Source organism: Mycobacterium sp. Aquia_216, assembly GCF_026723865.1.
Taxonomy (GTDB): Bacteria; Actinomycetota; Actinomycetes; order Mycobacteriales; family Mycobacteriaceae; genus Mycobacterium.
The window spans coordinates 5470029-5493174 of sequence record NZ_CP113529.1; the positions used below are offsets into that span (position 1 = coordinate 5470029).

Annotated in this window: 21 protein-coding genes and 2 pseudogenes; 10 read left to right on the forward strand and 13 right to left on the reverse strand. The window is 67.2% G+C overall.

What is annotated here, in order from left to right:
* Window positions 1-22 precede the first annotated feature (22 nt).
* Complete coding sequence (locus OK015_RS25490; RefSeq protein ID WP_268127299.1) at window positions 23-1495, forward strand: carboxyl transferase domain-containing protein; 1473 nt, start codon at window positions 23-25, stop codon at window positions 1493-1495.
* A gap of 28 nt (window positions 1496-1523) precedes the next feature.
* Here OK015_RS25490 and OK015_RS25495 read toward each other — a convergent pair whose 3' ends face one another.
* Window positions 1524-3464 carry an ABC transporter ATP-binding protein gene (locus tag OK015_RS25495; protein WP_268127300.1) on the reverse strand — a complete coding sequence of 647 codons (1941 nt, stop codon included), beginning with the start codon at window positions 3462-3464 and terminating at the stop codon, window positions 1524-1526.
* The gene (locus OK015_RS25500) at window positions 3461-5341 is read right to left on the reverse strand and encodes an ABC transporter ATP-binding protein (protein ID WP_442791161.1); all 1881 of its coding nucleotides are present in this window, start codon (window positions 5339-5341) and stop codon (window positions 3461-3463) included. The genes OK015_RS25495 and OK015_RS25500 overlap by 4 nt, the downstream gene beginning before the upstream one ends.
* Before the next feature lie 218 nt (window positions 5342-5559).
* Here OK015_RS25500 and prrA point away from each other — a divergent pair, with 218 nt between their 5' ends.
* Both prrA and OK015_RS25510 read left to right on the forward strand, forming a co-directional pair.
* Window positions 5560-6270: a two-component system response regulator PrrA gene (prrA, locus tag OK015_RS25505; RefSeq protein WP_268127303.1), complete on the forward strand. Its 711-nt coding sequence runs from the start codon at window positions 5560-5562 to the stop codon at window positions 6268-6270.
* A 23-nt stretch (window positions 6271-6293) separates the two neighbouring features.
* Window positions 6294-7634, forward strand: a complete 1341-nt coding sequence (locus tag OK015_RS25510; protein WP_268127306.1) for a HAMP domain-containing sensor histidine kinase — start codon at window positions 6294-6296, stop codon at window positions 7632-7634.
* Between the two features lie 16 nt (window positions 7635-7650).
* On the opposite strand, the gene arfC is transcribed toward OK015_RS25510, so the two are convergent.
* The 3 genes and pseudogenes from arfC to arfA form a co-directional block, all read right to left on the reverse strand.
* Window positions 7651-8151 carry a channel accessory protein ArfC, sunset domain variant gene (gene arfC, locus OK015_RS25515; RefSeq protein WP_268127309.1) on the reverse strand — a complete coding sequence of 167 codons (501 nt, stop codon included), beginning with the start codon at window positions 8149-8151 and terminating at the stop codon, window positions 7651-7653.
* Window positions 8152-8165: 14 nt separating this feature from the next.
* Window positions 8166-8246 (reverse strand): annotated as a pseudogene (gene arfB / locus OK015_RS29355) (channel accessory protein ArfB); the annotation flags it as partial.
* 11 nt (window positions 8247-8257) lie between these two features.
* Window positions 8258-9220, reverse strand: a complete 963-nt coding sequence (arfA, locus tag OK015_RS25520; RefSeq protein WP_268127312.1) for a channel-forming protein ArfA/OmpATb — start codon at window positions 9218-9220, stop codon at window positions 8258-8260.
* A gap of 108 nt (window positions 9221-9328) precedes the next feature.
* Between arfA and OK015_RS25525 the strand changes: the two genes are divergently transcribed.
* Together OK015_RS25525 and OK015_RS25530 are read left to right on the forward strand one after the other, a co-directional pair.
* A complete protein-coding gene (locus OK015_RS25525; RefSeq protein ID WP_268127314.1) occupies window positions 9329-9586 on the forward strand; it encodes a DUF2630 family protein in 258 nt (85 codons plus the stop codon).
* Window positions 9587-9588: 2 nt separating this feature from the next.
* Window positions 9589-11160 (forward strand): phytoene desaturase family protein, encoded by a 1572-nt coding sequence (locus tag OK015_RS25530; protein ID WP_268127316.1) that lies wholly within the window; start codon window positions 9589-9591, stop codon window positions 11158-11160.
* A 6-nt stretch (window positions 11161-11166) separates the two neighbouring features.
* Here OK015_RS25530 and OK015_RS25535 read toward each other — a convergent pair whose 3' ends face one another.
* Both OK015_RS25535 and pdxH read right to left on the reverse strand, forming a co-directional pair.
* Window positions 11167-12459: a citrate synthase gene (locus tag OK015_RS25535; protein ID WP_268127318.1), complete on the reverse strand. Its 1293-nt coding sequence runs from the start codon at window positions 12457-12459 to the stop codon at window positions 11167-11169.
* A gap of 181 nt (window positions 12460-12640) precedes the next feature.
* Window positions 12641-13267 (reverse strand): pyridoxamine 5'-phosphate oxidase, encoded by a 627-nt coding sequence (gene pdxH / locus OK015_RS25540; RefSeq protein WP_442791329.1) that lies wholly within the window; start codon window positions 13265-13267, stop codon window positions 12641-12643.
* Window positions 13268-13371: 104 nt separating this feature from the next.
* On the opposite strand from pdxH, the gene OK015_RS25545 reads away from it, so the two are divergent.
* Entirely contained in the window at window positions 13372-14493 is a 1122-nt protein-coding gene (locus OK015_RS25545; RefSeq protein WP_268127321.1) for a citrate synthase 2, read from the forward strand.
* 128 nt (window positions 14494-14621) lie between these two features.
* Complete coding sequence (locus OK015_RS25550; protein ID WP_268127323.1) at window positions 14622-15071, forward strand: VOC family protein; 450 nt, start codon at window positions 14622-14624, stop codon at window positions 15069-15071.
* Here OK015_RS25550 and OK015_RS25555 read toward each other — a convergent pair.
* Window positions 15068-16750 carry an FAD-dependent oxidoreductase gene (locus OK015_RS25555; protein WP_268127325.1) on the reverse strand — a complete coding sequence of 561 codons (1683 nt, stop codon included), beginning with the start codon at window positions 16748-16750 and terminating at the stop codon, window positions 15068-15070. The genes OK015_RS25550 and OK015_RS25555 overlap by 4 nt on opposite strands.
* Before the next feature lie 17 nt (window positions 16751-16767).
* Entirely contained in the window at window positions 16768-17793 is a 1026-nt protein-coding gene (locus OK015_RS25560) for an AurF N-oxygenase family protein (protein ID WP_268127326.1), read from the reverse strand.
* A 245-nt stretch (window positions 17794-18038) separates the two neighbouring features.
* Between OK015_RS25560 and serC the strand changes: the two genes are divergently transcribed.
* Window positions 18039-19157: a phosphoserine transaminase gene (gene serC / locus OK015_RS25565; protein WP_268127328.1), complete on the forward strand. Its 1119-nt coding sequence runs from the start codon at window positions 18039-18041 to the stop codon at window positions 19155-19157.
* Window positions 19158-19338: 181 nt separating this feature from the next.
* Window positions 19339-20109, forward strand: a complete 771-nt coding sequence (sepH, locus tag OK015_RS25570; RefSeq protein ID WP_268127329.1) for a septation protein SepH — start codon at window positions 19339-19341, stop codon at window positions 20107-20109.
* Here sepH and OK015_RS25575 read toward each other — a convergent pair whose 3' ends face one another.
* Genes OK015_RS25575 through OK015_RS25585 form a run of 3 tightly spaced genes read right to left on the reverse strand, consistent with a single transcriptional unit; the run spans window position 20110 to window position 21711 of the window.
* On the reverse strand, window positions 20110-20397 hold the full coding sequence (locus OK015_RS25575) for a DUF2537 domain-containing protein (protein WP_268127332.1): 288 nt from the start codon (window positions 20395-20397) through the stop codon (window positions 20110-20112).
* 58 nt (window positions 20398-20455) lie between these two features.
* Complete coding sequence (locus OK015_RS25580; protein WP_268127335.1) at window positions 20456-21283, reverse strand: TrmH family RNA methyltransferase; 828 nt, start codon at window positions 21281-21283, stop codon at window positions 20456-20458.
* Entirely contained in the window at window positions 21280-21711 is a 432-nt protein-coding gene (locus OK015_RS25585; protein ID WP_268127337.1) for a MarR family transcriptional regulator, read from the reverse strand. Before OK015_RS25585 ends, OK015_RS25580 begins: the two co-directional genes overlap by 4 nt.
* 85 nt (window positions 21712-21796) lie before the next feature.
* Between OK015_RS25585 and OK015_RS25590 the strand changes: the two genes are divergently transcribed.
* Window positions 21797-22075 carry a DUF2530 domain-containing protein gene (locus OK015_RS25590; RefSeq protein WP_268127339.1) on the forward strand — a complete coding sequence of 93 codons (279 nt, stop codon included), beginning with the start codon at window positions 21797-21799 and terminating at the stop codon, window positions 22073-22075.
* A 188-nt stretch (window positions 22076-22263) separates the two neighbouring features.
* Here the strand turns inward: OK015_RS25590 and OK015_RS25595 are convergent.
* Window positions 22264-23040 (reverse strand): annotated as a pseudogene (locus tag OK015_RS25595) (DUF3027 domain-containing protein); the annotation flags it as partial.
* Between the last annotated feature and the right edge of the window lie 106 nt (window positions 23041-23146).

Below are 23146 nucleotides of genomic sequence, written 5' to 3' on the forward strand. Positions count from 1 at the left end.
TCAGCCTATATAGCCTCGACGCGTGAGTCGCATCACGACCGAAGAACTGCAGGATGCGGTGCTGGACGAGGGCTCCTTCGTCAGTTGGGACAGCGAGCCGCTGGAGCTACCAATCGGCGCGGCCTACGCGGCCGAGCTCGCCGACGCCCGGGCCGCCACCGGCCTGGACGAAGCGGTGCTGACCGGCGAGGGACGAATATTCGGCCGCCGGGTGGCGGTCGTGGTCTGCGAGTTCAGCTTCCTCGGTGGGTCGATCGGGGTCGCGGCGGCCGAACGGATCACCAGCGCCGTGCAGCGCGCCACGGCCGAGCGGCTCCCGCTGCTGGCCTCGCCGAGCTCCGGGGGCACCCGCATGCAAGAGGGCACCGTCGCGTTTCTGCAGATGGTCAAGATCGCCGCGGCCGTCAGACTGCACAAGCAGGCGCACCTGCCGTACCTCGTCTACCTGCGGAACCCGACGACCGGCGGGGTTTTCGCGTCGTGGGGATCGCTCGGCCACATCACCGTCGCCGAGCCGGGTGCGCTGATCGGCTTTCTCGGGCCGCGGGTGTACGAGCTGCTCTACGGCGAGCCGTTCCCGACGGGCATCCAGACCGCGGAAAACCTGCAGCGGCACGGCGTGATCGACGGCGTCGTCGCCATCGACGCGCTGCGCCGGACGGTGGACCGCGCCCTGACGGTCATCGCCGACCCGCCCGAGCCGCTGCCCGGCCCGCGGGCAGGCGAATCGATACCCGATGTGCCGGCGTGGGATTCGGTGGTCGCATCGCGACGGCCCGACCGGCCGGGAGTCGGCCACCTGCTGCGGCACGGCGCCACCGACCGGGTGCTGTTGTCCGGAACCGGCAGCGGGGAGGCGGCGACCACCTTGTTGGCGCTGGCCCGATTCGCCGGCCAGCCCGCGGTGGTCCTCGGTCAGCAGCGCCTCACCGGCGGGCTCGTCGGGCCCGCGTCGTTGCGGGAAGCGCGCCGTGGCATGGCACTGGCCGCCGAACTGCGGCTGCCGTTGGTCTTGGTGATCGACACCGCCGGCCCCGCGCTGTCGGCCGAAGCCGAGCAGGATGGGCTGGCCGGCCAGATCGCCCACTGCGTGGCCGAGCTGGTGACGCTGGATACCCCGACGGTCTCGGTTCTGCTGGGCCAGGGCAGCGGCGGCCCGGCACTGGCGATGGTGCCCGCCGACCGCGTGCTGGCGGCGCTGCACGGCTGGCTGGCCCCGCTGCCGCCCGAGGGCGCCAGCGCCATCGTCTTCCGCGATACCGATCACGCGCCCGAACTTGCGGCGGACCAAGGCATTCGGTCGGCCGACCTGCTGCGGTCCGGGATCGTCGACGCCATCGTGCCCGAGCACCCCGATGCCGCCGACGAGCCGATCGAATTCTCCCAGCGGCTGTCCGGCGCGATTGCCGCAGAGGTCCACGCGCTGCGCGACATACCCGGCGCCCAGCGCATCGCCGAACGGCTACGACGCTACCGCGGCATCGGATTGCCTTGAGGCACTTGGTGGTAACCGCTACGAACCACTACGCCCGATCCGTAACGCGGTAATGCGCCTGGCCGCGCGGGTTCCCGCTGTGCGACGGCAGCTGGCGTTGCAGTTGAGCGGCTTGCGGTACGGCCGACGTGCCACCGCAGCGCCGCGGCGTGCGCTCGCCGTGGTGGATCAGATCGGCGGGCGTGCCGTCGGCGACAATTTGGCCCTGCTCTCCCAGCACCAGCACTCGGTCGGCGTTTTCGACCACATCCAACCGGTGGGCGATGATCAGGGCGGTGCGGCCGGCGAGCACGGTCGCTAACGCGTGTTGCACCATGCGCTCGCCGGGGACATCCAGCGCCGACGTCGCCTCGTCCACGATCAGCACCGCCGAGTCGGCCAGCAACGCACGCGACAGGGCAATCAGCTGACGCTGTCCCGCCGACAGCTGCACGCCACCGTTGCTGACCTCGGTCTGATACCCCCCGGGCAATGCGGCGATGAAGAGGTCCGCACCGATTGCCGCGGCCGCATCCCTGACCTCCGCATCGGTGGCATCGGGCCGGCCAAACCGGATGTTGTCGGCGATCGTGCCGGTGAACAAGAAGCTCTCCTGCGCGACCAGCACGACATTGCGGCGCAAATCGCTGTGCGCGAGGTCGCGAAGATCGACGCCGTCCAGGGTGATCGATCCGGACGTCGGGTCGTAGAACCTGGCCAGCAATTTGCCGATGGTGGATTTGCCGGTACCGCTGCGTCCGACCACTGCGACCGTCTGACCGGCCGGCACCGTCACCGACAGCCCGCAAAGGACCGGCCGGCCGGGCCCGTAGCTGAAATGAACGTCGTCGAAAACGACCGTGCCAGCGGCAAAGTCGGTCGCGCGAGCGCCACCGCAACGCGCCAACGGAATCTCCGGTTCCGCGATTGCCGGACGGGTGTTGAGCGCGGCGGCCAACTTCTCCAGCGCCGACGTCGCGGCCTGAAAGGCGTTGAAGAAATGGGTGATCTCGTGCAGCGGCTCGAAAAACATGCGCAGGTAGAGCAGAAAAGCAGCGAACGTGCCCAGCGTCATCTCACCATTGAGCACCCGGCTGCCGCCGTACAGAATCACCACTCCGGTGGTGATGTTGCCGATCACCTTCACACCAGGGGTGAAGATCGCCATGAGTTTGAACGCCTTCTCCAGGATCGCCCGGTACTGGTTGGCGATGTCCTCGAAAACCACCTGGGTCCTGGGCTCGTGCCGGTAGGCCTGCAGCGCCTTGATGCCCGCCATCGTCTCGACGAACTGCATGATCACCAGCGCGGTGCATTCGCGCACCTCACCGTAGGTTCTGGCCGATTGCAGACGGAACCACACGCCCAGGACCAGCAAGATCGGGAACACCGCCAGGCACATCAGCCCGAGTCGCCAGTCGAGGACGACCAGCAAGACGGCAATTCCCACTGGCGTGAGAGCGGCGGTGATCAGGCAATCGAATCCGGCGAACAACATGTCGTCAACGGCTTCGACGTCGTTGGTCAGCCGGGCCACCACCCGGCCGGTGGTGTAGCGCTCGTGAAACGCGATGTCGAGCCGCTGAAAGTGCCGGAATACACGACGACGCAGGTCCAGCAACACTTGCTGACGGAGCCGGCCGGCACGGTTCAGGAATAGCCAGCGGCTGATGCCGTGTACCACCACCACTGCGCACAGCGCGCCGACGATAACCACCAGCCCGCGCGCCGAACCGCCGTGTGTGATTGCCGGAATTCCGCGGTCGATGCCGCGCCGAACCAGCATTGGAACCGATAGCCGCGCAGTGTTTTCCAACAGCGCGACGCCCAAGAGTAGCGCGAGGGTCAGCACGTGCGGGCGCATCAACGAGCCCAGCAGGGCCCGCGCGTCCCGCCCACGGGCGTGGGTCTCGTCGACGGCTGGTCCGTGATAGCCGTGGTCCGCTTCGCCCACGTCGATCGAGATGGGCCTGGTGTCCAGCACGGTCATTGGTGCTCCGTCATCTTTGTTTCGAAATCCTTTGTTGCACAGAAGATGACGTCGTTGTCATATCCTTTATTGGCGTTCAATAGATAGCGGTACTGCGGCACCCGAGCGAAAAGTTCCGCATGCGTGCCGACGTGGGTGATCGTTGGCCCAGACTCAGCGTCTCCCAGCACGGCCACCCGATCCGCGAGCAGCACCGTGGACAGCCGGCGCGCGACGATGATGCCCGTGACCCCTTTGAGCGCCATCCGGAGCGCCTCGGTGATCTCTGTCTCGGTCTGCGCGTCGAGCCCGGACAGGGCATCATCGATCACCAGCAGCTTCGGTGTCGCGACGATCGCCCGGGCCAGGCACAACCGCTGACGCTGTCCACCGGAGAGCCGCATGCCCTGTTCACCGATGCGGGTGTCGATCCCAAACGGCAGGTCGTGGACGAACCGCGCCGCCGCGACGTCGATGGCCGCAGCTAATTCCACATCAGTGGCATCCGGCCGGCCCATCCGCAGGTTCTCGGCCACCGACATCGAAAACACCGTCGGATACTCGAATGCCGTGCACACCGCGCGGCGCAGCGAGGGCAGCGACATCTCCCGAATGTCCCGGCCGTCCAGGAGTATCTGCCCCTCAGAACCGTCGTAGATGCGGGAAAGCAGGGCTGTCAGAAGAGATTTCCCCGCGCCGGTGGCACCGACGATGGCCAGCGTCTCGCCGGCCTCGACAGCCAGGTTGACGTGGCGGAGCACCCATCTGTCGCCCGCTACCGGGTCGGGCACCCGAAAGCCGACATCGCGCAGCTCGAGCCGACCGGCGCCGACCGATGCGGAATCGGGACCGTCCGCGATATCGCAGGGCGCGTCGAAGATTTCGGCGATCCGGTTCGCCGCGGTCATCGCCTCCTGGGTCATCGAGAGCAGGAAGCCCATCGAGGCGACCGGCCAGACCAGTGACAGCGTCATCGTGATGAAGGCGGCCAGCGTGCCGATCGTGACCAGCCCGTGGCCCGCCGCGTAGGCACCGAAACCCAGCAGCACCACGAGCGCCACGTTGGGGATGACTTCGAGCAAGGTCCAAAACCTCGCCGCCACCGACACCTTGGCGCGTCCGATCTCGTACATCTTGCCGGCTTGCGCGTCGAACCGCTCGAACACGTGGTCCTCACGCCCGAACGCCAGCACCACGCCGCGCCCCAGCGCCGATTCTTCGACATGTGTTGCGAGGTGACCGGATTGGTCTTGGGCCTGCCGCGACAGCCGGGTGAACTCCCCTTGGTAGTGCAGCACGGTGGCGATGATCGGCACGATCGAGCCCAGCACGACGAGACCCAACGGCCAGTACATCACGAGCAGGCACGCTGTCACGACCGTGATTTGCAAGATGTTGAGCAGCATGAATACCGCTCCGAACGACATCAAATCGCGAATGGTGGACAGGTCGTTCATAACCCGTGACACCAGCTGGCCGGATTGCCAGCGATGGTGAAACGACATCGGCAGCATCTGCAGCCGAGCGTGCAAGTCCCTACGGATATCCGTCTCGACGCCCATCGTGGCGTGTGCGGTGAACCAGCGGCGGATGAACAACATCACCGCATCGCCCACCCCGAGAGTCGTGGCAGCGATGCCCAGCACCCACAAACCGCTCGGGTCGTGGTGGCGTACCGGCCCGTCGATAACGGCTCTGGTCAATATCGGAACACCAACCGTAGCAACGAGACTCGCGATCGCCACCGCGACGATGACGATCCAGCGGGCGCGGTGGGGAATCAGGTAGGGCAGCAGACGCTTCAGGTCTGAGGCCGGCCCCGGGCGCTTGGGCGCAGCGGCGATCGCAGACGATACGCGCAGAGCAGGTGTATCCGGCGGGCCCGTGGCCTCAGTCACAACGATTCCGTCTGTAGAAGTTTCTTGCGGCCAGTGGCACCGAAATCGAAGTCCCGCAACGACAACGCTGACCAAGACCCCCAATGTCTTGGCCTGCCACCCGGATTCGATCATGGCATGGTGTCATCGGTGGTCAGTCGCGGCGAAGACTCGAAAACGTAACCATTTAGCCACCGGGCCACTCCCCGATGACCTGCCGAAGGCAACAATCGGGCAAGATGGTCGGCATGGACACTGGTCCGACCTCACCTCGCGTCTTGGTCGTCGACGACGACGCCGACGTGCTCGCCTCGCTGGAACGCGGCCTTCGGCTTTCCGGCTTCGAAGTGTCGACCGCAGTCGACGGGGCCGAGGCCTTGCGTAGCGCCACCGAGACGCGCCCCGACGCGATCGTGCTCGACATCAACATGCCCGTGCTGGACGGCGTCAGCGTGGTCACCGCCCTGCGTGCGATGGACAACGACGTCCCGGTCTGCGTGCTGTCCGCGCGCAGCTCGGTCGACGACCGGGTAGCCGGCCTGGAGGCCGGTGCCGATGACTACCTCGTCAAACCGTTCGTACTGGCCGAGCTGGTCGCGCGGGTCAAGGCGCTGCTGCGCCGCCGCGGGGCCACGGCCACGTCCTCCTCGGAAACCATCACGGTGGGCCCGCTGGAGGTGGACATCCCCGGCCGGCGGGCCCGGGTCAATGGCGTCGACGTCGATCTGACCAAACGCGAGTTCGACCTGCTGGCGGTGCTGGCGGAGCACAAGACCGCCGTGCTGTCCCGCGCGCAACTGTTGGAGCTGGTGTGGGGCTATGACTTCGCCGCCGACACCAACGTCGTCGACGTCTTTATCGGCTACCTGCGCCGCAAGCTGGAGGCCAACGGCGGCCCCCGGTTGCTGCACACCGTCCGCGGGGTTGGATTCGTGCTGCGCATGCAGTAGCGATGCGGTAGGCAGCAGCAGCCATGAAATTCCTGTCGCGGACCTTGGCCCGTACGCCCTCGCTGCGGACCCGGGTGGTGTTCGCGACAGCCATCGGCGCCGCGATTCCCGTGCTCATCGTCGGTGCCGTCGTCTGGGTCGGGATCACCAACGACCGCAAGGAGCGGCTGGACCGCCGCCTCGACGAGGCCGCGGGTTTCGCGATCCCGTTCCTGCCGCGCGGCCTGGACGAAATACCGCGCTCGCCCAACGACCGTGACGCGATCATGACGATCCGGCGGGGCAGCCGGGTGAAGTCGAATTCCGATGTCACGCTGCCCCAGTTCGACGTCGACTACACCGACACCTATGTCCACGGTGTGCGTTACCGGGTACGCACGGTGGAGATACCGGGACCGGAGCCGACCTCGCTGGCCGTCGGAGCGACCTACGACGCCACCCTCGCCGAGACCAACAATCTGCACCGCCGGGTGTTGCTGATCTGTGGGTTTGCCATCTTCGCGTCGACGGTGTTCGCGTGGCTGCTGGCCTCTTTCGCGGTGCGCCCGTTCAAACAGCTTGCGCAGCAAACCCGATTGATCGACGCGGGCGACGAGGCGCCACGGGTCGAAGTGCACGGCGCCACCGAGGCCGTCGAGATCGCCGAGGCCATGCGCGGCATGCTGCAACGCATCTGGAACGAGCAAAACCGCACCAAGGAGGCCCTGTCCTCGGCGCGCGATTTCGCTGCCGTGTCTTCCCACGAATTGCGCACACCCCTGACCGCGATGCGCACCAACCTCGAGGTGTTGTCGACCCTCGACCTGCCCGATGACCAGCGCAAAGAGGTGATCAGCGACGTCATCCGCACGCAATCCCGGATCGAGGCGACGCTCGGTGCGCTGGAGCGGTTGGCACAGGGCGAACTGTCCACGTCCGACGATCACGTGCCGGTCGACATCACCGAGCTGCTCGACCGCGCCGCCCACGACGCGACCCGCATCTACCCCGGCCTCGACGTATCCCTGGTGCCGTCGCCGACCTGCATCGTCGTCGGGATGCCGGCCGGGTTGCGGCTGGCCGTCGACAACGCCATCGCCAACGCTGTCAAACATGGCGGTGCCACCCGGGTCCAGCTGTCGGCGGTCAGCTCGCGCGCCGGAGTGGACATCGCCATCGACGACAACGGCAGCGGCGTGCCCGAAGGCGAGCGTCAAGTGGTGTTCGAGCGGTTCTCCCGCGGGTCGACGGCCTCGCACTCGGGGTCGGGTCTAGGGCTGGCGCTGGTGGCCCAGCAGGCCCATTTGCACGGCGGGACGGCGTCGCTGCAAGACAGCCCACTGGGCGGAGCGCGCCTCCTGTTGCACCTGCCCGCCCCGAGTTAATGCCTGGCGCCCGTGATTATTTCCGCGAGTTGGTGTGCCACGGCGTGAAGCCGGCGCGCAATGCGGACTGCTCGTCGGAGAACCACAACTGAGCAACCGTTGGGTCGTAGCTGGGATTGTCTGGGGTGTAGTAAAGCCGGGTATCGATGCGCGCCTTGACCAGCCATCCCGCCGGTCCGCGGCCGTCGGGGCCGGCCTGAGCGGAGCCGGGCCCGTACGGTGCGGGCGGCGGTACCGCGATCTTTCTCGTCGGCGACTCCCCGGCAGCCGGAATGCTTTTCGTGACCGGAATCTTCGTTGTCCGGGACTCGATATCTGCGGGGATCATCGTCGTGGGGGGCTCTGTCACCACCCTTGTCGTCGGCGGGTCGGCCACAATCCTGGTGGTCGGCGGATCGGGTATCGGCGGATTGTCGTGCGGTACTTCGCGTTTGACGGGGCGGCCCAAGAGCACCAGCGTCAACACCAACCCCAGCGCGAACGACAAACCGAACAGCCACCAGTGCATGTGATTCATCGGCGCGCACCTATCAGCACGGCGATCACCCAGGCAACAGCCGATCCCGCCACGAAGGCCAACAGGTACCACAACCACTGGATCACGAAATCCATGCCGCCCCTTCTCAGCCGATCACGATTTCGACGCGGCGGTTCTTCGCGCGACCATCGGCGGTGTCGTTGGTGGCGACCGGGTCGATCGAACCGAGACCCCGAACCGTGAGACGGTCGCCGGTAACACCATGGGCGACAAGGAAATTAGCGACCGTTTGGGCGCGGTTGTTGCTCAGCGGAACGTTCACGGACTCGGTGCCGGAATTGTCGGTGTAGCCGTTGATCGCCGCGTGCGCACTCGGGCAGGCCCTCAGCTTGTCGGCCACCTGGGTCAGAATCTGATCGTCGGCGGCGGTCAGGCTGAATCCGTCGTTGCCGAACGTAATCGGGCCGCCGGTAGCGGTATTGATCGCCGCCTGCAGATCGCCGCACTGGCCCGCGGGTGCCGGCGGTGCCGGCAGCGGGGTCGAGCCGTCGACCGCAAGCTGGTCAACGACAGTCAGATTCGACCAGGTGTGGGCGGCCTCCCGGTCGATCGCGTTCTTCTGATCCTGCGACGCGGCCGTCCCGGTCAGGGTGATCGTGTCCCCGTTGACCGCGAGATTGAAGTCGGTGATCGACGCGCTGTTCTTGAAAATCGGTCCGGCGTTGGAGAAATCGAGCGCGTCGACAGTCGGGTTGATCCGGATTTGGTCGACGATGTTGACGCCGGCAGGCAGCGCGCCTTTCAGCACCTTCGTCAGCACGGCTTTCGCGGAATCGTCGGGGAAATCACCGGTCAGGGTTATGTCGTTGCCGCTGCGGGCAATTGACAGCGGCGCCAGAGCCAACGGCGCCTTTGCGGGCTTACCCGACGATGCGACCACCGGCGCCGTGCCGGCCATCGTCCGGGCGAACACGCCATAGCCGATTGCGGCTATCAGTAGCGGAATAAGCACCGCCCCGATCAGCCAGGGCAGGCCCAGCGAGCGACGGGAGGAGCTCCGGGACCGCCACGAGTCAGCCGGTTGGCCGACACGCGCGCGTAGGCCCACGATTTTTCCCCTCCTCGGTGCACTTGCCCGCGACCCTCCGTCCGCGGGCAATATTGCAGCCTACCGACTCGGCTCTGCGACACCGGTCGCGTCGGGCACACTGGAGCGATGGGCAGTAAACCGACCGATAGCGAAACCCTGGCGCACATTCGCAATCTTGTTGCCGAGGAGAAAGACCTGCGGGCACAGCTTCAGCACCACGACATCAGCGAATCCGAGGAGCACGACAGGCTCCGCCGGGTCGAGGTGGAACTCGACCAGTGCTGGGACCTGCTGCGTCAGCGACGCGCGCTGCGCGAAACCGGCGGCGATCCGCGCGAAGCCGCGGTGCGTCCCGGCGACCAGGTCGAGGGCTACCTGGGCTAGACATGTCCCTCGATGACGCGCCGGATTATGACGTAGTCGTCGTGGGCGGGGGCCACAACGGCCTGGTGGCGGCCGGCTACCTGGCCCGAGCCGGCCTTCGGGTGCGGCTGCTGGAACGGCTGGACCACCTCGGTGGGGCCGCGATCTCGGCACAGGCCTTCGACGGCGTCGAGGTCCGGCTGTCGCGATACTCCTACCTCGTCAGCTTGCTGCCACCACGCATCGTCGAGGACCTGGGCGCCGACGTGCGGTTGGCCCGGCGCCAATTTTCGTCGTACACGCCCCAACCGGCGACGGGTGGGCGCAGCGGCCTGCTGATCGGGTCGCACGACGGGAGCGATCCGTTCCGCGCGGTCGGCGCTGCCGACGACGCACGCGGTTTCGCCGAGTTCTACCGACGCAGCCGCCTGGTGACCGACCGGCTGTGGCCGACGCTGACCGAACCGCTGCGCACCCGTGCACAAGCGCGCCGCCACGTGCTGGACGGCGGCGATCCCGAGGCCGCCGCCACGTGGCGGGCGATCGTCGAGGAACCGATCGGGCGCGCCATCACCGACGCGGTGCGCGACGATCTGGTCCGCGGGGTGATCGCCACCGACGCGCTGATCGGCACCTTCGCCCGCCTCGACGATCCGTCGCTGCGGCAGAACATCTGCTTCCTGTATCACGTACTCGGCGGGGATTGGGACGTCCCGATCGGCGGGATGGGCTCGGTGACCGCGGCACTGGCCGCCGCCGCCGACCGCCATGGCACCGAAATAACCACTGGCGCAGAAGTTTACGGTGTGGAACCGGACGGCCGGGTGCACTATCGCCAGGACGGCCAAGAGCGCCGGGTTCAGGGCCGGTTCATTCTGGCCGGCGTCACACCGGCGGTATTGGCCGAGCTGCTCGGTGAGCCACCGGCGCCGTCGGCCCCCGGAGCACAGGTGAAAGTGAACATGGTGCTGCGGCGCCTGCCCCGGTTGCGCGACCACGACGTCACCCCCGCGCAGGCGTTCGCCGGCACGTTTCACGTCAACGAGACGTGGAGTCAACTGGATACGGCCTACGCACGCGCCGACGCCGGCGAGCTACCGGATCCGCTGCCCTGTGAGGCGTACTGCCATTCGCTGACCGACCCCAGCATCCTGTCGGCCAGGCTGCGCGATTCGGGCGCTCAGACCATGACGGTGTTCGGCTTGCACACACCCCACTCGTTGCTGGAAGGCGATTCCCCCGTCTCCCGCGGCCAGCTGACCGAGTCGGTGCTGGCATCGCTGAATTCCGTTCTGGCCGAACCGATTCAGGACGTACTGCTGAGCGACGCGCAGGGTCGGCCATGCATTGAGACGACGAGCACCCTGGACTTACAACGCACCCTGGCGATGACGGCAGGCAACATCTTTCACGGCGCACTGTCCTGGCCGTTCGCCGACGACGAGGACGCGCTCGACAGCCCGGCCCGCCAATGGGGCGTGGCCACTGCCCACGCACGAATCATGTTGTGCGGCTCCGGCGCTCGTCGCGGCGGGGCCGTGTCGGGCATCGGTGGCCACAACGCCGCGATGGCGGTGCTTGGCTCGCTTGCCTAGGGCCGGCTACCGGCCGTCGATGGGCGCATAGTCCCGTTCGGTGTAGCCGGTGTAGATCTGGCGTGGACGGCCGATCTTGCTGTCACCCTCGTCGTGCATCTCGCGCCAATGCGCGATCCAGCCGGGAAGCCGGCCCAACGCGAACAGCACGGTGAACATCCGGACCGGGAACCCGAGGGCCCGATAGATCAGCCCGGTGTAGAAGTCGACGTTCGGGTACAGCTTGCGCTCGATGAAGTAATCGTCGGTCAGCGCGGCCTCTTCGAGCTGCTTGGCGATGTCCAGCAACGGGTCGCCGCCGAGCTTGGCCAGGATCTTGTCGGCCTGCTCCTTGACGATCCGGGCCCGCGGGTCGTAGTTCTTGTAGACCCGGTGGCCGAAGCCCATCAGCTTGACGCCCTCTTCGCGGTTTTTCACCTTGCGGACGAACTCGCTGACGTCGTCGCCGCTCTCGCGGATCTGTTCGAGCATCTCGAGCACGGCCTGGTTGGCACCGCCGTGTAGCGGCCCCCACAGCGCGTTGATGCCACCGGAGATCGAGGTGAACAGGTTGGCCTGCGACGACCCCACCAGCCGAACGGTCGACGTCGAGCAGTTCTGCTCGTGGTCGGCGTGCAGGATGAGCAGCAGGTCCAGCGCCCGCACTACCTCGGGGTCGGCCTGGTAGGGCTCGGCGGGCAGCCCGAACGTCATCCGCAGGAAGTTCTCGACCAGCGACAACGAGTTGTCCGGGTAGAGGAACGGCTGACCGACGGACTTTTTGTAGGCATAGGCGGCGATCGTCGGCAGCTTGGCCAGCAGCCGGATCGTGGACAGCTCTACGTCCTCGTTGTCGGTGGGGTCAAGCGAGTCGGGGTAGTACGCGGACAGCGCGTTGACAGCGCTGGAGAGCACCGGCATCGGGTGCGCGTTGCGCGGGAAGCCGTCGAAGAACCGCTTCAGGTCCTCGTGCAGCATCGTGTGCAGCTGGATCCGGTTGGTGAAGTCGGCGAGCTGGTCGGTGGTCGGCAGCTCGCCGTAGATCAGCAAGTACGAGACCTCGATGAAGGTCGACTTCTCCGCGAGCTGCTCGATCGGGATACCGCGGTAGCGCAGGATGCCCGCGTCGCCGTCGATGTACGTGATCGAACTCTTGCAGGCGGAGGTATTGACGAAGCCGTTGTCGAACGTCGTGTAGCCGGTCTTCGACAACAGCGGGCCGAGAGCAATACCGTCAGCTCCTTCGGTGGCGCTGACGATCTGCAGATCTATCTCGCCCCCTGGGTACTTCAGAGTTGCGGTGTCGTCGGTGTCGGCCACGAGAACCCCTTTGCGCTCTGGCTGGTATGGCTGCGCCTGACTAGGTGCGTACAGCTGAAGGTAGTCGTTATCGCGACGACGCGCCTGCCCGGGGTCACCTCTGCTGACCACACGGCTTTCTGTGAGGTAAACCCCGCCTTATCGTGCGGTGTTGCGCCGCACAGGCGCCCGCCGTTTGTGATCAGGGCTGCAACCGTTCGACCTGACCGCCGACGACCCGAATGCGGTTATGCAGCCGGTTTTCTCGGCCCTGCCAGAATTCGACCACCTCGGGCGCGATCAGGTACCCACCCCAATTCGGCGGTACCGGGACGTTCTCCGAGTCTGCGAAGCGAGCGGTCACGTCCGCCAGCTGTTCGAGCAGTGCCGCCCGGGACGCGATCGGCTGCGACTGGTGCGACGCCCAGGCGCCCAGCTGCGAGCCGCGCGGCCGCTTGGACCAGTAGTCCTCGGTGGCCTGCGGATCGACCTTGGTCACCGCACCCCGGACGTGGACCTGCCGACCGAGCAGGTACCAGGGAAAGGTGGCCGACGCGTACGGCGTCTGGGCTAGCTCGATCCCTTTGGCCGAGTCGTAGTTGGAGAAAAAGGTGATCCCTGTCTCATCGACGCTCTTGCACAGCACCGAGCGGCTCACCGGCTTGCCGTGCGCGACGGTCGCCAGCACCATCGCGTTGGGCTCGGAGACCCCGAAACGCTCGGCATCTTCAATCCACGTCCGCAGCAACGGGAGCCACCCGTCGGCGAGCCAGGAAGCGTCGAGGTCCGCACTGCCGTCGCGCTCCGCTGACCCGTACTCCACGCGCATCCGTTGCAGGTGATCCTCATCTGGTCCGGCCACCGGGCCAAGGCTACCGGCGGTAGCTACCGGCCGGTAGCGTCGACCGAAAGCCGAGGTGCAAGAATTTTCCTATGACTGTGGTCCCGGAAGACTTTGTGCCCGGCCTCGAAGGCGTCGTCGCCTTCACCACCGAGATCGCCGAGCCCGATAAGGACGGCGGCGCGCTGCGCTACCGCGGCGTCGACATCCAAGATCTGGTCAATCAGCAGGTGACATTCGGTGACGTCTGGGCGCTGCTGGTCGACGGGAGGTTCGGCCACGGTTTGCCGCCCGCCGAGCCGTTCCCGTTGCCGATCCACACCGGCGATGTCCGCGTCGACGTGCAGGCCGGCCTGGCGATGTTGGCGCCGATCTGGGGATACAAGCCGCTGCTCGACACCGACGAACCCACCGCGCGCGACCAGCTGGCCCGGGCCTCGGTGATGGCACTGTCCTACGTCGCGCAGTCCGCGCGCGGGATTTACCAGCCGGCCGTTCCGCAACGGGTCATCGACGAATGCCAAACGGTCACAGCGCGTTTCATGACTCGCTGGCAGGGCGAGCCCGACCCGAAGCACGTCGAGGCCATCGACGCCTACTGGGTGTCGGCCGCCGAGCACGGCATGAACGCCTCAACCTTCACCGCGCGGGTGATCGCGTCCACCGGCGCCGACGTGGCCGCGTCGCTGTCCGGGGCGATCGGGGCGATGAGCGGACCGCTGCACGGCGGTGCGCCGGCGCGGGTGCTGCCGATGCTCGAAGAGGTCGAGCGCACCGGCGACGCACGTGGCCTGGTCAAGAAGATCCTGGACAGCGGCGACAAGCTGATGGGATTCGGACACCGGGTCTACCGCGCGGAAGACCCGCGGGCGCGAGTACTGCGCTCGACCGCCGAGCGCCTCGGCGCGCCACGCCACCAGGTCGCGGTCGCGCTGGAGCAGGCCGCCCTGGCCGAGCTGCGCGACCGGCGTCCGGACCGGGCCATCGAGACCAACGTCGAGTTCTGGGCCGCGGTCATCCTCGACTTCGCCCAGGTGCCGGCCAACATGATGCCGGCGATGTTCACCTGTGGGCGTACCGCGGGCTGGTGTGCCCACATCCTCGAGCAGAAGCGGCTCGGGAAGCTGGTGCGCCCGTCCGCCATCTACGTGGGCCCGAGCCCGCGCGGCCCCGAGTCCGTCGAGGGCTGGGATCGGGTTCTCACCCACGCTTAGGGTTTTTGTCGGTGCCCGCCGATTGGATGGGTCTCGCCGCGATGATTTTGTGTCGCGGACGCAGTCAATAACCGTGAGTCAGCCCCCGCCTGGGGCCGGCTCACGAAACCGACAGCAAGGAGACCGCAATGGCCATCAACATCGAACCCGCAGTAGCCCCGCACCTCGTCGTTGACGACGCGGCCGCGGCGATCGACTTCTACGTCAAGGCTTTTGGAGCCGAGGAACTAGGACGCGTGCCCCGTCCGGATGGCAAATTGGTGCACGCCGCGGTGCGCATCAACGGTTTCCTGGTGATGCTCAACGACGACTTCCCGGAGATGTGCGGCGGCAAGTCGATGACCCCGAAGTCCCTGGGCGGCACCCCGGTGACGATCCACCTCACCGTGACCGACGTCGATGCCAAGTTCCAGCGGGCGCTGGACGCCGGCGCCACCGTCGTCATCCCGGTGGAGGACCAGTTCTGGGGCGACCGCTACGGCATGGTCGCGGACCCGTTCGGCCACCACTGGTCGTTGGGGCAGCCGGTGCGCGAGGTCAGCATGGACGAAATCCAGGCCGCGATGTCGGGCAGCTAGCCGAGCAGCCGCGCGAGCAGCCGCCGTTTCGGCGCCGGGGGCGCCGTCGCCGCGGCCGCAAGCATGTCGGCGATGTCGGTGAATTTGTTTCGCGGCCGGCCGGCGTCGATGCCACGGGCGATCTCCGCGGCGTCGATGGCGGCCCATCCCGCGGAGTCGACGACTTCGGGCTGTCGGGCGTACACCAACTGGTCCAGCCCGTCCGGCTTGGTCACCGGGTCGGGCAGCGTGCCGGCGTTGTAATCGCCGACCACGGCCTGGACGGTCTGGAACGAGCAGGACTTGTTGGTGCCGATGAATCCGGTCGGGCCGCGCTTGATCCACCCCGCGACGTAGGCACCGGGCACGGCCCGGCCGGATCTGGGATCGACGACACGGCCACCCTCGTTCGGGACCAGGGACGTCGGCTCGTCGAACGGGAGATCACGAATCGGCTTGCCGCGGTATCCAATCGATGTCAGCACCAGGCCAGCATCGATCCGGCGCACGTCTTCGGTGCCGGTGATCGAGAACTCCACGCCGGCGGCACGCTGCTCACCCAGCACGCGCGTGGGGGTGAGCTGATAGGCCAGCCGGATGCGCGGGCGAAGTCCCGGAACCGAAGCGTCGCCGAGCTTGCTCAAGATCTCCAGTTTGTTTCGGGTCAACGTGTCCGATGCGGTCGCGAGATCGCGTGCCACCAGGTCGTGGTCGCCGGCATCGAGCACGACATCGGATGCGCCTGTGAGACCGATCAATTCGGGCAATGTGAACGCGGAGTGGGCGGGGCCGCGCCGTGCGGCGATGACGACCTCGCGGACCGCGGAGTGGCGGAAGGCCTCGAGCGCGCGGTCGGAGATGTCGGTACGGGCCAGGTCCTCCGGGTCCGCTGTGAGCAGGCGGGCGACGTCGAGGGCGACGTTGCCATTACCGACGATCACCACGCGTTCGTGGCTGAGATCGACTGGCAGATCGGTGAAATCAGGATGGCCATTGATCCACGCGACGAGCTCGGTGGCGGTGCCGGTCCCCGGTAGACCCATGCCGTCGATGTCGAGCCGGCGATCGTCGGGCGCGCCGACCGCGTACAGCACGGCGTGGTGGTGAGCCAGCAAGTCGGCATGGCTCAGGTGCTTGCCGACCTCGACATTGAGATAGAAGCGGAAGTGGCGATGGCGGGAGACCCGATCGAAGAGCCGGGTCACCCTCTTCGTGTTCTGGTGATCGGGCGCCACCCCCGCGCGCACCAAACCGTAAGGCGTGGGCAACTTCTCGAAGACGTTGACCCGCACCCCGTGCTGGGTGAGCAATTCGTCGGCGGCATACATCGCCGCCGGACCGGACCCGACGATCGCGACAGTGAGCGGCTGACGGCGAGCTTGCACTGCGGCGGCCGGGATCACCGGAGCCAGCTTCGACGTCGGCGGCAGCTTCACGTCGGCCGGGCGGTCCGGGTAGAACGAGGCGTTGATCTCGACGAACGGCAGCTGCTTGCCTTCCAGCCGGTTGTCGGGTGCGATCGCTCCAACCGGGCAGGCGCTCACACATGCGCCGCAGTCCACGCAGGCGACCGGATCGATGTAAAGCATCTCGGTCGTCGCGAATCCCGGCTCATCCGGTGACGGGTGAATGCAATTCACCGGACAGGCGAAGACACAGGACCCGTCGTTACAGCATGACTGGGTAATAACGTGCGGCATAAAGGAACTCGCAGTGGCTATGCGGCCGGGACAGCGGTCAGGTGCTGGCGCTGCGGCTCGCTGCGGTAACGCGACGGCTTGCCGTTGATCTTGCAGATCCGCCACATCAGCCGTGCCGAGCGGTTTTCCATCAGGCCGGTGTCGTAGGCCAACATCCGCACATCGCCAAACATGTCACTGAGCCACTTGCGCGATTCCGGCGACCGGAAGAACAGTTCCTTCTTGACCTCGCGCGGGATGTCGAACTCGCGCCAGAAGGATTTGGGCGGCACCACAATTGCCCGACACAACACCTTCATCGTCAGCGGCAAGAACAGCGCGGTCCAGAACCGCTGCCTTTTGGTCAAATCCGGCAGCCGCTTCCGCAGGAACTCGTGCGCGAACGAAATGTGCCGCGCCTCCTCGGCCACGTGAATCGCCATCACCCGTTCCATGATCGGATGCAGCGACTTGCCTTCGCGCAGCACATTTTTCTGCGTGTGGTCAATGGGTTCCTCGCCGGCCAGCACGCCGATGAAGAACGCGATCGGCAACGGTCCGGCGGCCAGCGGAATCAACGGCGAGACCCACTTCAGCATCCGCGGCATGCCGGGGACATCCGCGCCGATCCGGTTGACCATCTCCTGAAACATCAGGGTGTGGTTGCACTCTTCGACCGATTCGTGCAAGCAGTACCGATATTCCGGGGAGCCGTTGGGCACCCAGAAGGTGTAGTTCATCAGGCCACGGATCAGGATCGACTCGAAGTGCAGGCCCACCTTGGCCACGTTCGCCTGGCGCCACATGCCGATCTTGATCTGGCGCTCTTCGGACTGGGCCTGGTACCAGGGGTGGCGGCCGAGCGGGTCCGTCGCCGGAAGGATCCACCGAGGATCGTTCTCGGTGACGGCGAACTCCGGTGACTCCCAATCGATATCGGTGTACGGGTTGAAGTTCCGCCGCACAGACCCCTCAGACAGTGTGGCGAGCATGTCAACGTATTCGGCGTCGTCGCGCACTTCCATCTTCTTGCGCCAGCGACGGACCATTCGCGTCCTAGCCATATTCAAGCCTCCCCAACGAGGTTTACATTCGGACGTCGTATGTCTAAATACGGTACCGGAGGTACCGGGAATTGACCAGAGCGTTCGCGAACCTGTTGCCTGACCAGTGGTCAGCGGCTTGGTGTGGCGTGGCTCACGCTACGGGCCCGGCGCGCGAGCGCACCAGGCGTTAGGTAGCCGCCGGTGGACCAGAACAAACGGCCCGCCCCATCACCACCTCGGGTCGGCTCACTACCCTGGTGCGCATGGCTGACCAGCTCCAGATTCCCGCTGACCTCAAACCCCGTGACGGCCGCTTCGGGTGCGGCCCCTCCAAGGTCCGACCCGAGCAATTGCAGGCGCTGACCACTACCGCGGCCGCGCTGTTCGGCACCTCGCACCGGCAGGCGCCGGTCAAGAATTTGGTGGGCCGGGTGCGTAAGGGGGTCTCGGAGCTTTTCTCGGTGCCGGACGGGTACGAGGTCATTTTGGGCAACGGCGGCGCGACCGCGTTCTGGGACTCGGCCGCGTTCGGACTGATCGACAAGCGCTCGCTGCACCTCACCTATGGCGAGTTCAGCTCGAAGTTCGCCTCCGCGGTCGCCGCCAACCCGTTCGTCGGGGACCCGATCATCGTCAAGGCCGACGCGGGCAGCGCACCCGAGCCGCAAACGGATCCGTCGGTCGACGTGATCGCATGGGCGCACAACGAGACGTCGACCGGTGTCGCGGTCCCGATCCGGCGCCCGGCCGGTTCCGGCGACGCGCTCGTCGTCATCGACGCGACATCCGGCGCCGGCGGGCTCCCGGTCGACATCAGCGACACCGATGCCTACTACTTCTCGCCGCAAAAAAACTTCGCCAGCGACGGCGGACTGTGGCTGGCCGTCCTGAGCCCCGCCGCGCTAGCCCGGGTCGAGGCGATCGCCGGGTCCGGTCGCTGGGTTCCCGACTTCCTGTCGCTGCCGATCGCGATCGAGAACAGCCTCAAGGATCAGACGTACAACACGCCCGCGATCGGCACCCTGGCGCTGATGGCCGAACAGCTCGACTGGCTGCTGGGCAACGGCGGACTGGACTGGGCGGTCAAGCGCACAGCGGACTCGTCGCAGCGGTTGTATTCATGGGCGCAGGAGCGGCCCTACACCACACCCTTTGTCACCGACCCGGCGCTGCGCTCCCAGGTGGTGGGCACGATCGATTTCGTCGACGACGTCGACGCCGCGGCGGTGGCCAAGATTTTGCGGGCTAACGGGATCGTCGACACGGAGCCGTACCGCAAACTCGGCCGCAACCAGTTGCGGATCGCCATGTTCCCCGCGGTCGACCCCGACGATGTCAGCGCGTTGACGCAGTGCGTCGATTGGGTTGTCGAACGGCTTTAGTTCGGCGACGACGCGGCCCGCAACGGGCCGCTGAGGAGGCGGACAAATTCAATACCGACGTGCCGGCCATCCGCGCGCAAACCGCCCAGCGTGTCAGCACAGGTTGTGGGCGTTAGCTGGACTAGAGTGCGGCACAGTGACGGGTCGTCGCTGACCTGCACAAAGCCTGCGAGGAGAAGCCATGCGGGAACTCAAAGTGGTTGGGCTCGACGCCGACAGCAAATACATCGTGTGCGAGAGTGATGACCCCGCGGAGCAATTCAAGCTGGCGGCCGACGATCGACTGCGGGACCTGGTGCGCAAGGAAGCGGCGCCGCCGGAGCAACCGCACCTCGACATCGAGGTCACTAACATGCTGAGCCCCAAGGAAATTCAGGCCAAGATCCGGGCCGGCGCGTCCGTCGAGCAGGTGGCCGCGGCGTCGGGCTCAGACATTTCGCGGGTCCGCCGCTTCGCTCACCCGGTGTTGCTGGAGCGTTTCCGCGCCGCGGAGCTGGCAACGGCCGCACATCCCATGCTCGCCGACGGCCCCGCGGTGATGACCCTGCTGGAGACGGTGAGCACCGCAATGGTCGCGCGCGGCCTGGACCCCAGCGGACTCAGCTGGGACGCGTGGCGCAACGAGGACAACCGCTGGACCGTGCAACTGGCGTGGAAGGTCGGCCGCTCCGACAACCTGGCACACTTCTGCTTCATGCCCGGCGCCCACGGTGGAACCGTCACCGCGATCGACGATGGGGCGAGCGAGCTGATCGACCCGGACTTCGAGCGCCCGCTGCGCCCGCTTGCCCGCGTGGCCCACGTCGAGTTCGACGAACCCGCTGCGGCAGCGCCCACGCAGCCGGTACCCGCCACGTCGTCGGAGCCGCCGGTGCACAGCCGCCGGGGCAAGCCGGTCATTCCGGCGTGGGAGGACGTGCTGCTCGGCGTGCGCTCGGGCGGACAGCGCTAGCTACGACAGCGTGAGGGCGAGCAGCGTCAGCCACGCGACCGTCACACCCACTCCGGCGCCCAGCACAAACCAGCGCAGAACCGGGGTGCGCCGCCACCCCCACAGCGTTGGCGCCAGTCCGCCGGCGGCCACCACATTGAGCCCGACGGCCAACAGTGAATGCACCCGAACCAGCCCGAGACTCAGCACCACGACCGCGGCGCCGGTCACCGCGGCGACAAACCCCGCTACCGTCAAACCCGTTGCCCAGGGCACAGACTGGGTGCGCTGGCCGAGTTTGTCGCTCACTTGCCGAGCCTAACCCGATGGCCCGACTTCTCCTCGGGCCGCGTCGCGGCCCGCATCGTCATCGGGCGACCCGCTCGTAGAACGCCAACGCTGCGGCAGTCGCGACGTTGAGCGAGTCCGTGCCGCGTGACATCGGGATGCGTACCCGAATATCGCTGAGGCGCAGGGTAGCCGGGGTCAACCCCGGCCCTTCGGCTCCCACTAGCACCGCGATCCGGGCGTCGCGCGCGCCCGCCATCGCCTCGGCCAGCGCGCACGCCTCGCCGTCCGGGGTCATCGCCAGCAGCCGGAATCCGCTTTCTTTCAGCAGCCCGAGATCGGCGGGCCAGTTCGCGGAACGGGCATACGGCACCAGCAGCGCATGCCCCATCGACACCCGAACCGCACGACGGTAGAGCGGGTCGGCGCAGCCGCTGCCGAACACCACCGCGTCCACGCCCAGCCCCGCCGCGTTGCGGAAGATCGAGCCCAGGTTCTCGTGGTCGTTGACACCTTCGAGCACGGCGATGGTCCGCGCGCCCGCGACGAGCTGCTCGACGCCCGGCTCGGCCACCCGTCTCGCGGCGGCCAGCACCCCGCGGTTGAGGTGGAAGCCGACCACCTGCGCCATGACATCGGCGGAGGTTCGGTAGAACGGCGCCGTCAAGCCGGTCGCGCCGGCCAGGTCGCCTTGGAGCTCCTCGAGCCTGCGCTCGGTGCCGAGCAGGGCGTGCGGGGTGAACCGGGATATCAGCATGCGCTGCACGACCAGCACGCCCTCGGCGATCACCAGCCCTTTGCCGGTGGGCAGATCGGGGCGCCGGTCGATGCTGTTCAGATCGCGGAAATCGTCGAGCCGCGGGTCGTCGGGGTCGCTGACGTCCTGGACATCCAGGCTCGGGCTCACGGGCTTTCGTCGACCAGCGCCAACATCAGGTCGGCCGCCTCGCGAAGGGTGGCGCGTGAGTCGCTGTCCATCGTCGAGAGCCGCTCGGCCAGCCACTCCTGGCGGGCCCGGCGCGCCACTTTGACCAATTCCGCTCCGGACTCGGAGACCGACACCAATACCTGCCGGCCGTCGACGGGGTGCGGGGCGCGGTCCACGAAACCCTCGTCGGCCAGCGATGCGATCACCCTGGTCATCGACGGGGGCCGGACACGTTCGCGAATCGCCAGGGCGCCGGGCGTCATCGCGCCCTCATTGGCCAGAGTCGTCAATGCCGACAGCTGAGAAAGCGACACCGGAGCGGACGGATTCCGAAACCGCAATTGGCGCGCGAGCCGCATAACTGCCAACGACAGGTCGGCCGCCAACCGCGCATCGCTGTCAGGCATGGCGCGAGGTTACATCGGAACGCGAGAATTCGGGCTGAGAAACGTCGAAGGGTGGCGCATGACGCATTCGGTTAGATTGATCGCGATGAGCGCCGAACCTGGCCAGAGTCCCGAGCCACCACCGCTGCCGCCCGCGCTGCTGCAGGTGTGGCCGTTCATCACGATCGGCGCCGTCGGCTGGCTGATCGCCGTGGCCGCCGCATTTCTTGTCCCCGCCTTGGAGAGTTGGCGTCCGATCGCGCTGGCCGGGCTGGGAACCGGGGTGGTCGGTACGTCGATCTTCTTGCTGCAGCTCGCCGGAGCCCGCCGTGGCGCGCGTGGCGCGCAGACGGGTCTGGAAACCTTCCTCGACCCGAAGGGCTAGTCGGGCGAGTGCGTCGGGGATTCCGGGGATTCCGGAGCGTCCTCTGGTGACTCTGCCGTCTCTGCCGGCGCCTCGGGTGTTTCCGCCACGGCCTCGGGTGCCGCCGCGAGTTGCGCCGAGTCTGCCGACTCCGCAGGCGGTTCTTCGGGCGCCCCGGACGCTTCGGTCGGCGGCTCCTCGGGCGGCTCCGGCGGCGCCGTGACGTCGAGGACACCGTCGTCGTAGGGCTCGTACATCGGCGAACCGCTGCCGGCCGGGGCCGGTGTGTCGGAATGGGCACCGCAGCCGTACTGCTTGTCGACGATGTGCCCGTCGGCGGACAGTTCGTTGCCGCATACCCCGAACATCGCGCCCAGCGATCCCGCCAGCGGCAGGAAGAAGCCACAGTCGCGGCATACGCGCTTGGTGGACCGCGCCATCGCCGAGTCGGGGCCGTAGTCCCCGGTGTGCCACCGTTCGGCGGCCTCGGCGCGGCCCCACAGGCCCATCACCCAGCGCCGGCCCAGTCCGACTTCGGCGGCGGTCTCGTCGACTTCCGGGTCGCCGCTCAAGGTGTACCCGGGAACCAGACGCTCGTCGTTCGCCGCCGGCGGCAGCAGGTCGCCGGGGCTCAAATCGCCCTGTCGCACCCGCTGGTCCCAGGGCAGCCAGTCGGGCGCCAGCAGCGACGTCGGCCCGGGGACCAGCACGACCTCGCTGATCGTGGCCTGGTCGGCACCGGGGTAGGCAGCAACGACGGCGGCCCACTGCCACCCGGTGTAACCGGGCAGATGAGCCAGGAACCGGTGGGTGGCGGCGGTCGAGTCTTCGTAACTGACACCCAGGTAATCCCCGACCGCCTCGGGTCCGCTGAACTCCGCGACGGCCGCCCTGGCCTGATCGACCGCGCCGCTGAGCACCGCCGCCAACCCCTCGGGCCACTCGGCCACGGTTGCCACGGCAGATTCCTCGGTGGGTCCGGTCACACTGTCTTCTCCATGCATCGCGACTCCAATACTAGGTTGGCGAGCCACGCCCGGTTGCCCCTCGGCATAAGACAGAATTGATTCGTGTCTGGACGGCGGCGTGACG

Coding starts and splice junctions, on each gene's coding strand:
- OK015_RS25495 (WP_268127300.1), bottom strand. CDS start 3,464: ATGACCGTGCTGGACACCAGGCCCATCTCGATCGACGTGGGCGAAGCG.
- prrA (WP_268127303.1), top strand. CDS start 5,560: ATGGTCGGCATGGACACTGGTCCGACCTCACCTCGCGTCTTGGTCGTC.
- OK015_RS25510 (WP_268127306.1), top strand. CDS start 6,294: ATGAAATTCCTGTCGCGGACCTTGGCCCGTACGCCCTCGCTGCGGACC.
- arfC (WP_268127309.1), bottom strand. CDS start 8,151: ATGAATCACATGCACTGGTGGCTGTTCGGTTTGTCGTTCGCGCTGGGG.
- OK015_RS25525 (WP_268127314.1), top strand. CDS start 9,329: ATGGGCAGTAAACCGACCGATAGCGAAACCCTGGCGCACATTCGCAAT.
- OK015_RS25530 (WP_268127316.1), top strand. CDS start 9,589: ATGTCCCTCGATGACGCGCCGGATTATGACGTAGTCGTCGTGGGCGGG.
- pdxH (WP_442791329.1), bottom strand. CDS start 13,267: ATGCGCGTGGAGTACGGGTCAGCGGAGCGCGACGGCAGTGCGGACCTC.
- OK015_RS25545 (WP_268127321.1), top strand. CDS start 13,372: ATGACTGTGGTCCCGGAAGACTTTGTGCCCGGCCTCGAAGGCGTCGTC.
- OK015_RS25550 (WP_268127323.1), top strand. CDS start 14,622: ATGGCCATCAACATCGAACCCGCAGTAGCCCCGCACCTCGTCGTTGAC.
- OK015_RS25555 (WP_268127325.1), bottom strand. CDS start 16,750: ATGCCGCACGTTATTACCCAGTCATGCTGTAACGACGGGTCCTGTGTC.
- OK015_RS25560 (WP_268127326.1), bottom strand. CDS start 17,793: ATGGCTAGGACGCGAATGGTCCGTCGCTGGCGCAAGAAGATGGAAGTG.
- serC (WP_268127328.1), top strand. CDS start 18,039: ATGGCTGACCAGCTCCAGATTCCCGCTGACCTCAAACCCCGTGACGGC.
- sepH (WP_268127329.1), top strand. CDS start 19,339: ATGCGGGAACTCAAAGTGGTTGGGCTCGACGCCGACAGCAAATACATC.
- OK015_RS25585 (WP_268127337.1), bottom strand. CDS start 21,711: ATGCCTGACAGCGATGCGCGGTTGGCGGCCGACCTGTCGTTGGCAGTT.
- OK015_RS25590 (WP_268127339.1), top strand. CDS start 21,797: ATGAGCGCCGAACCTGGCCAGAGTCCCGAGCCACCACCGCTGCCGCCC.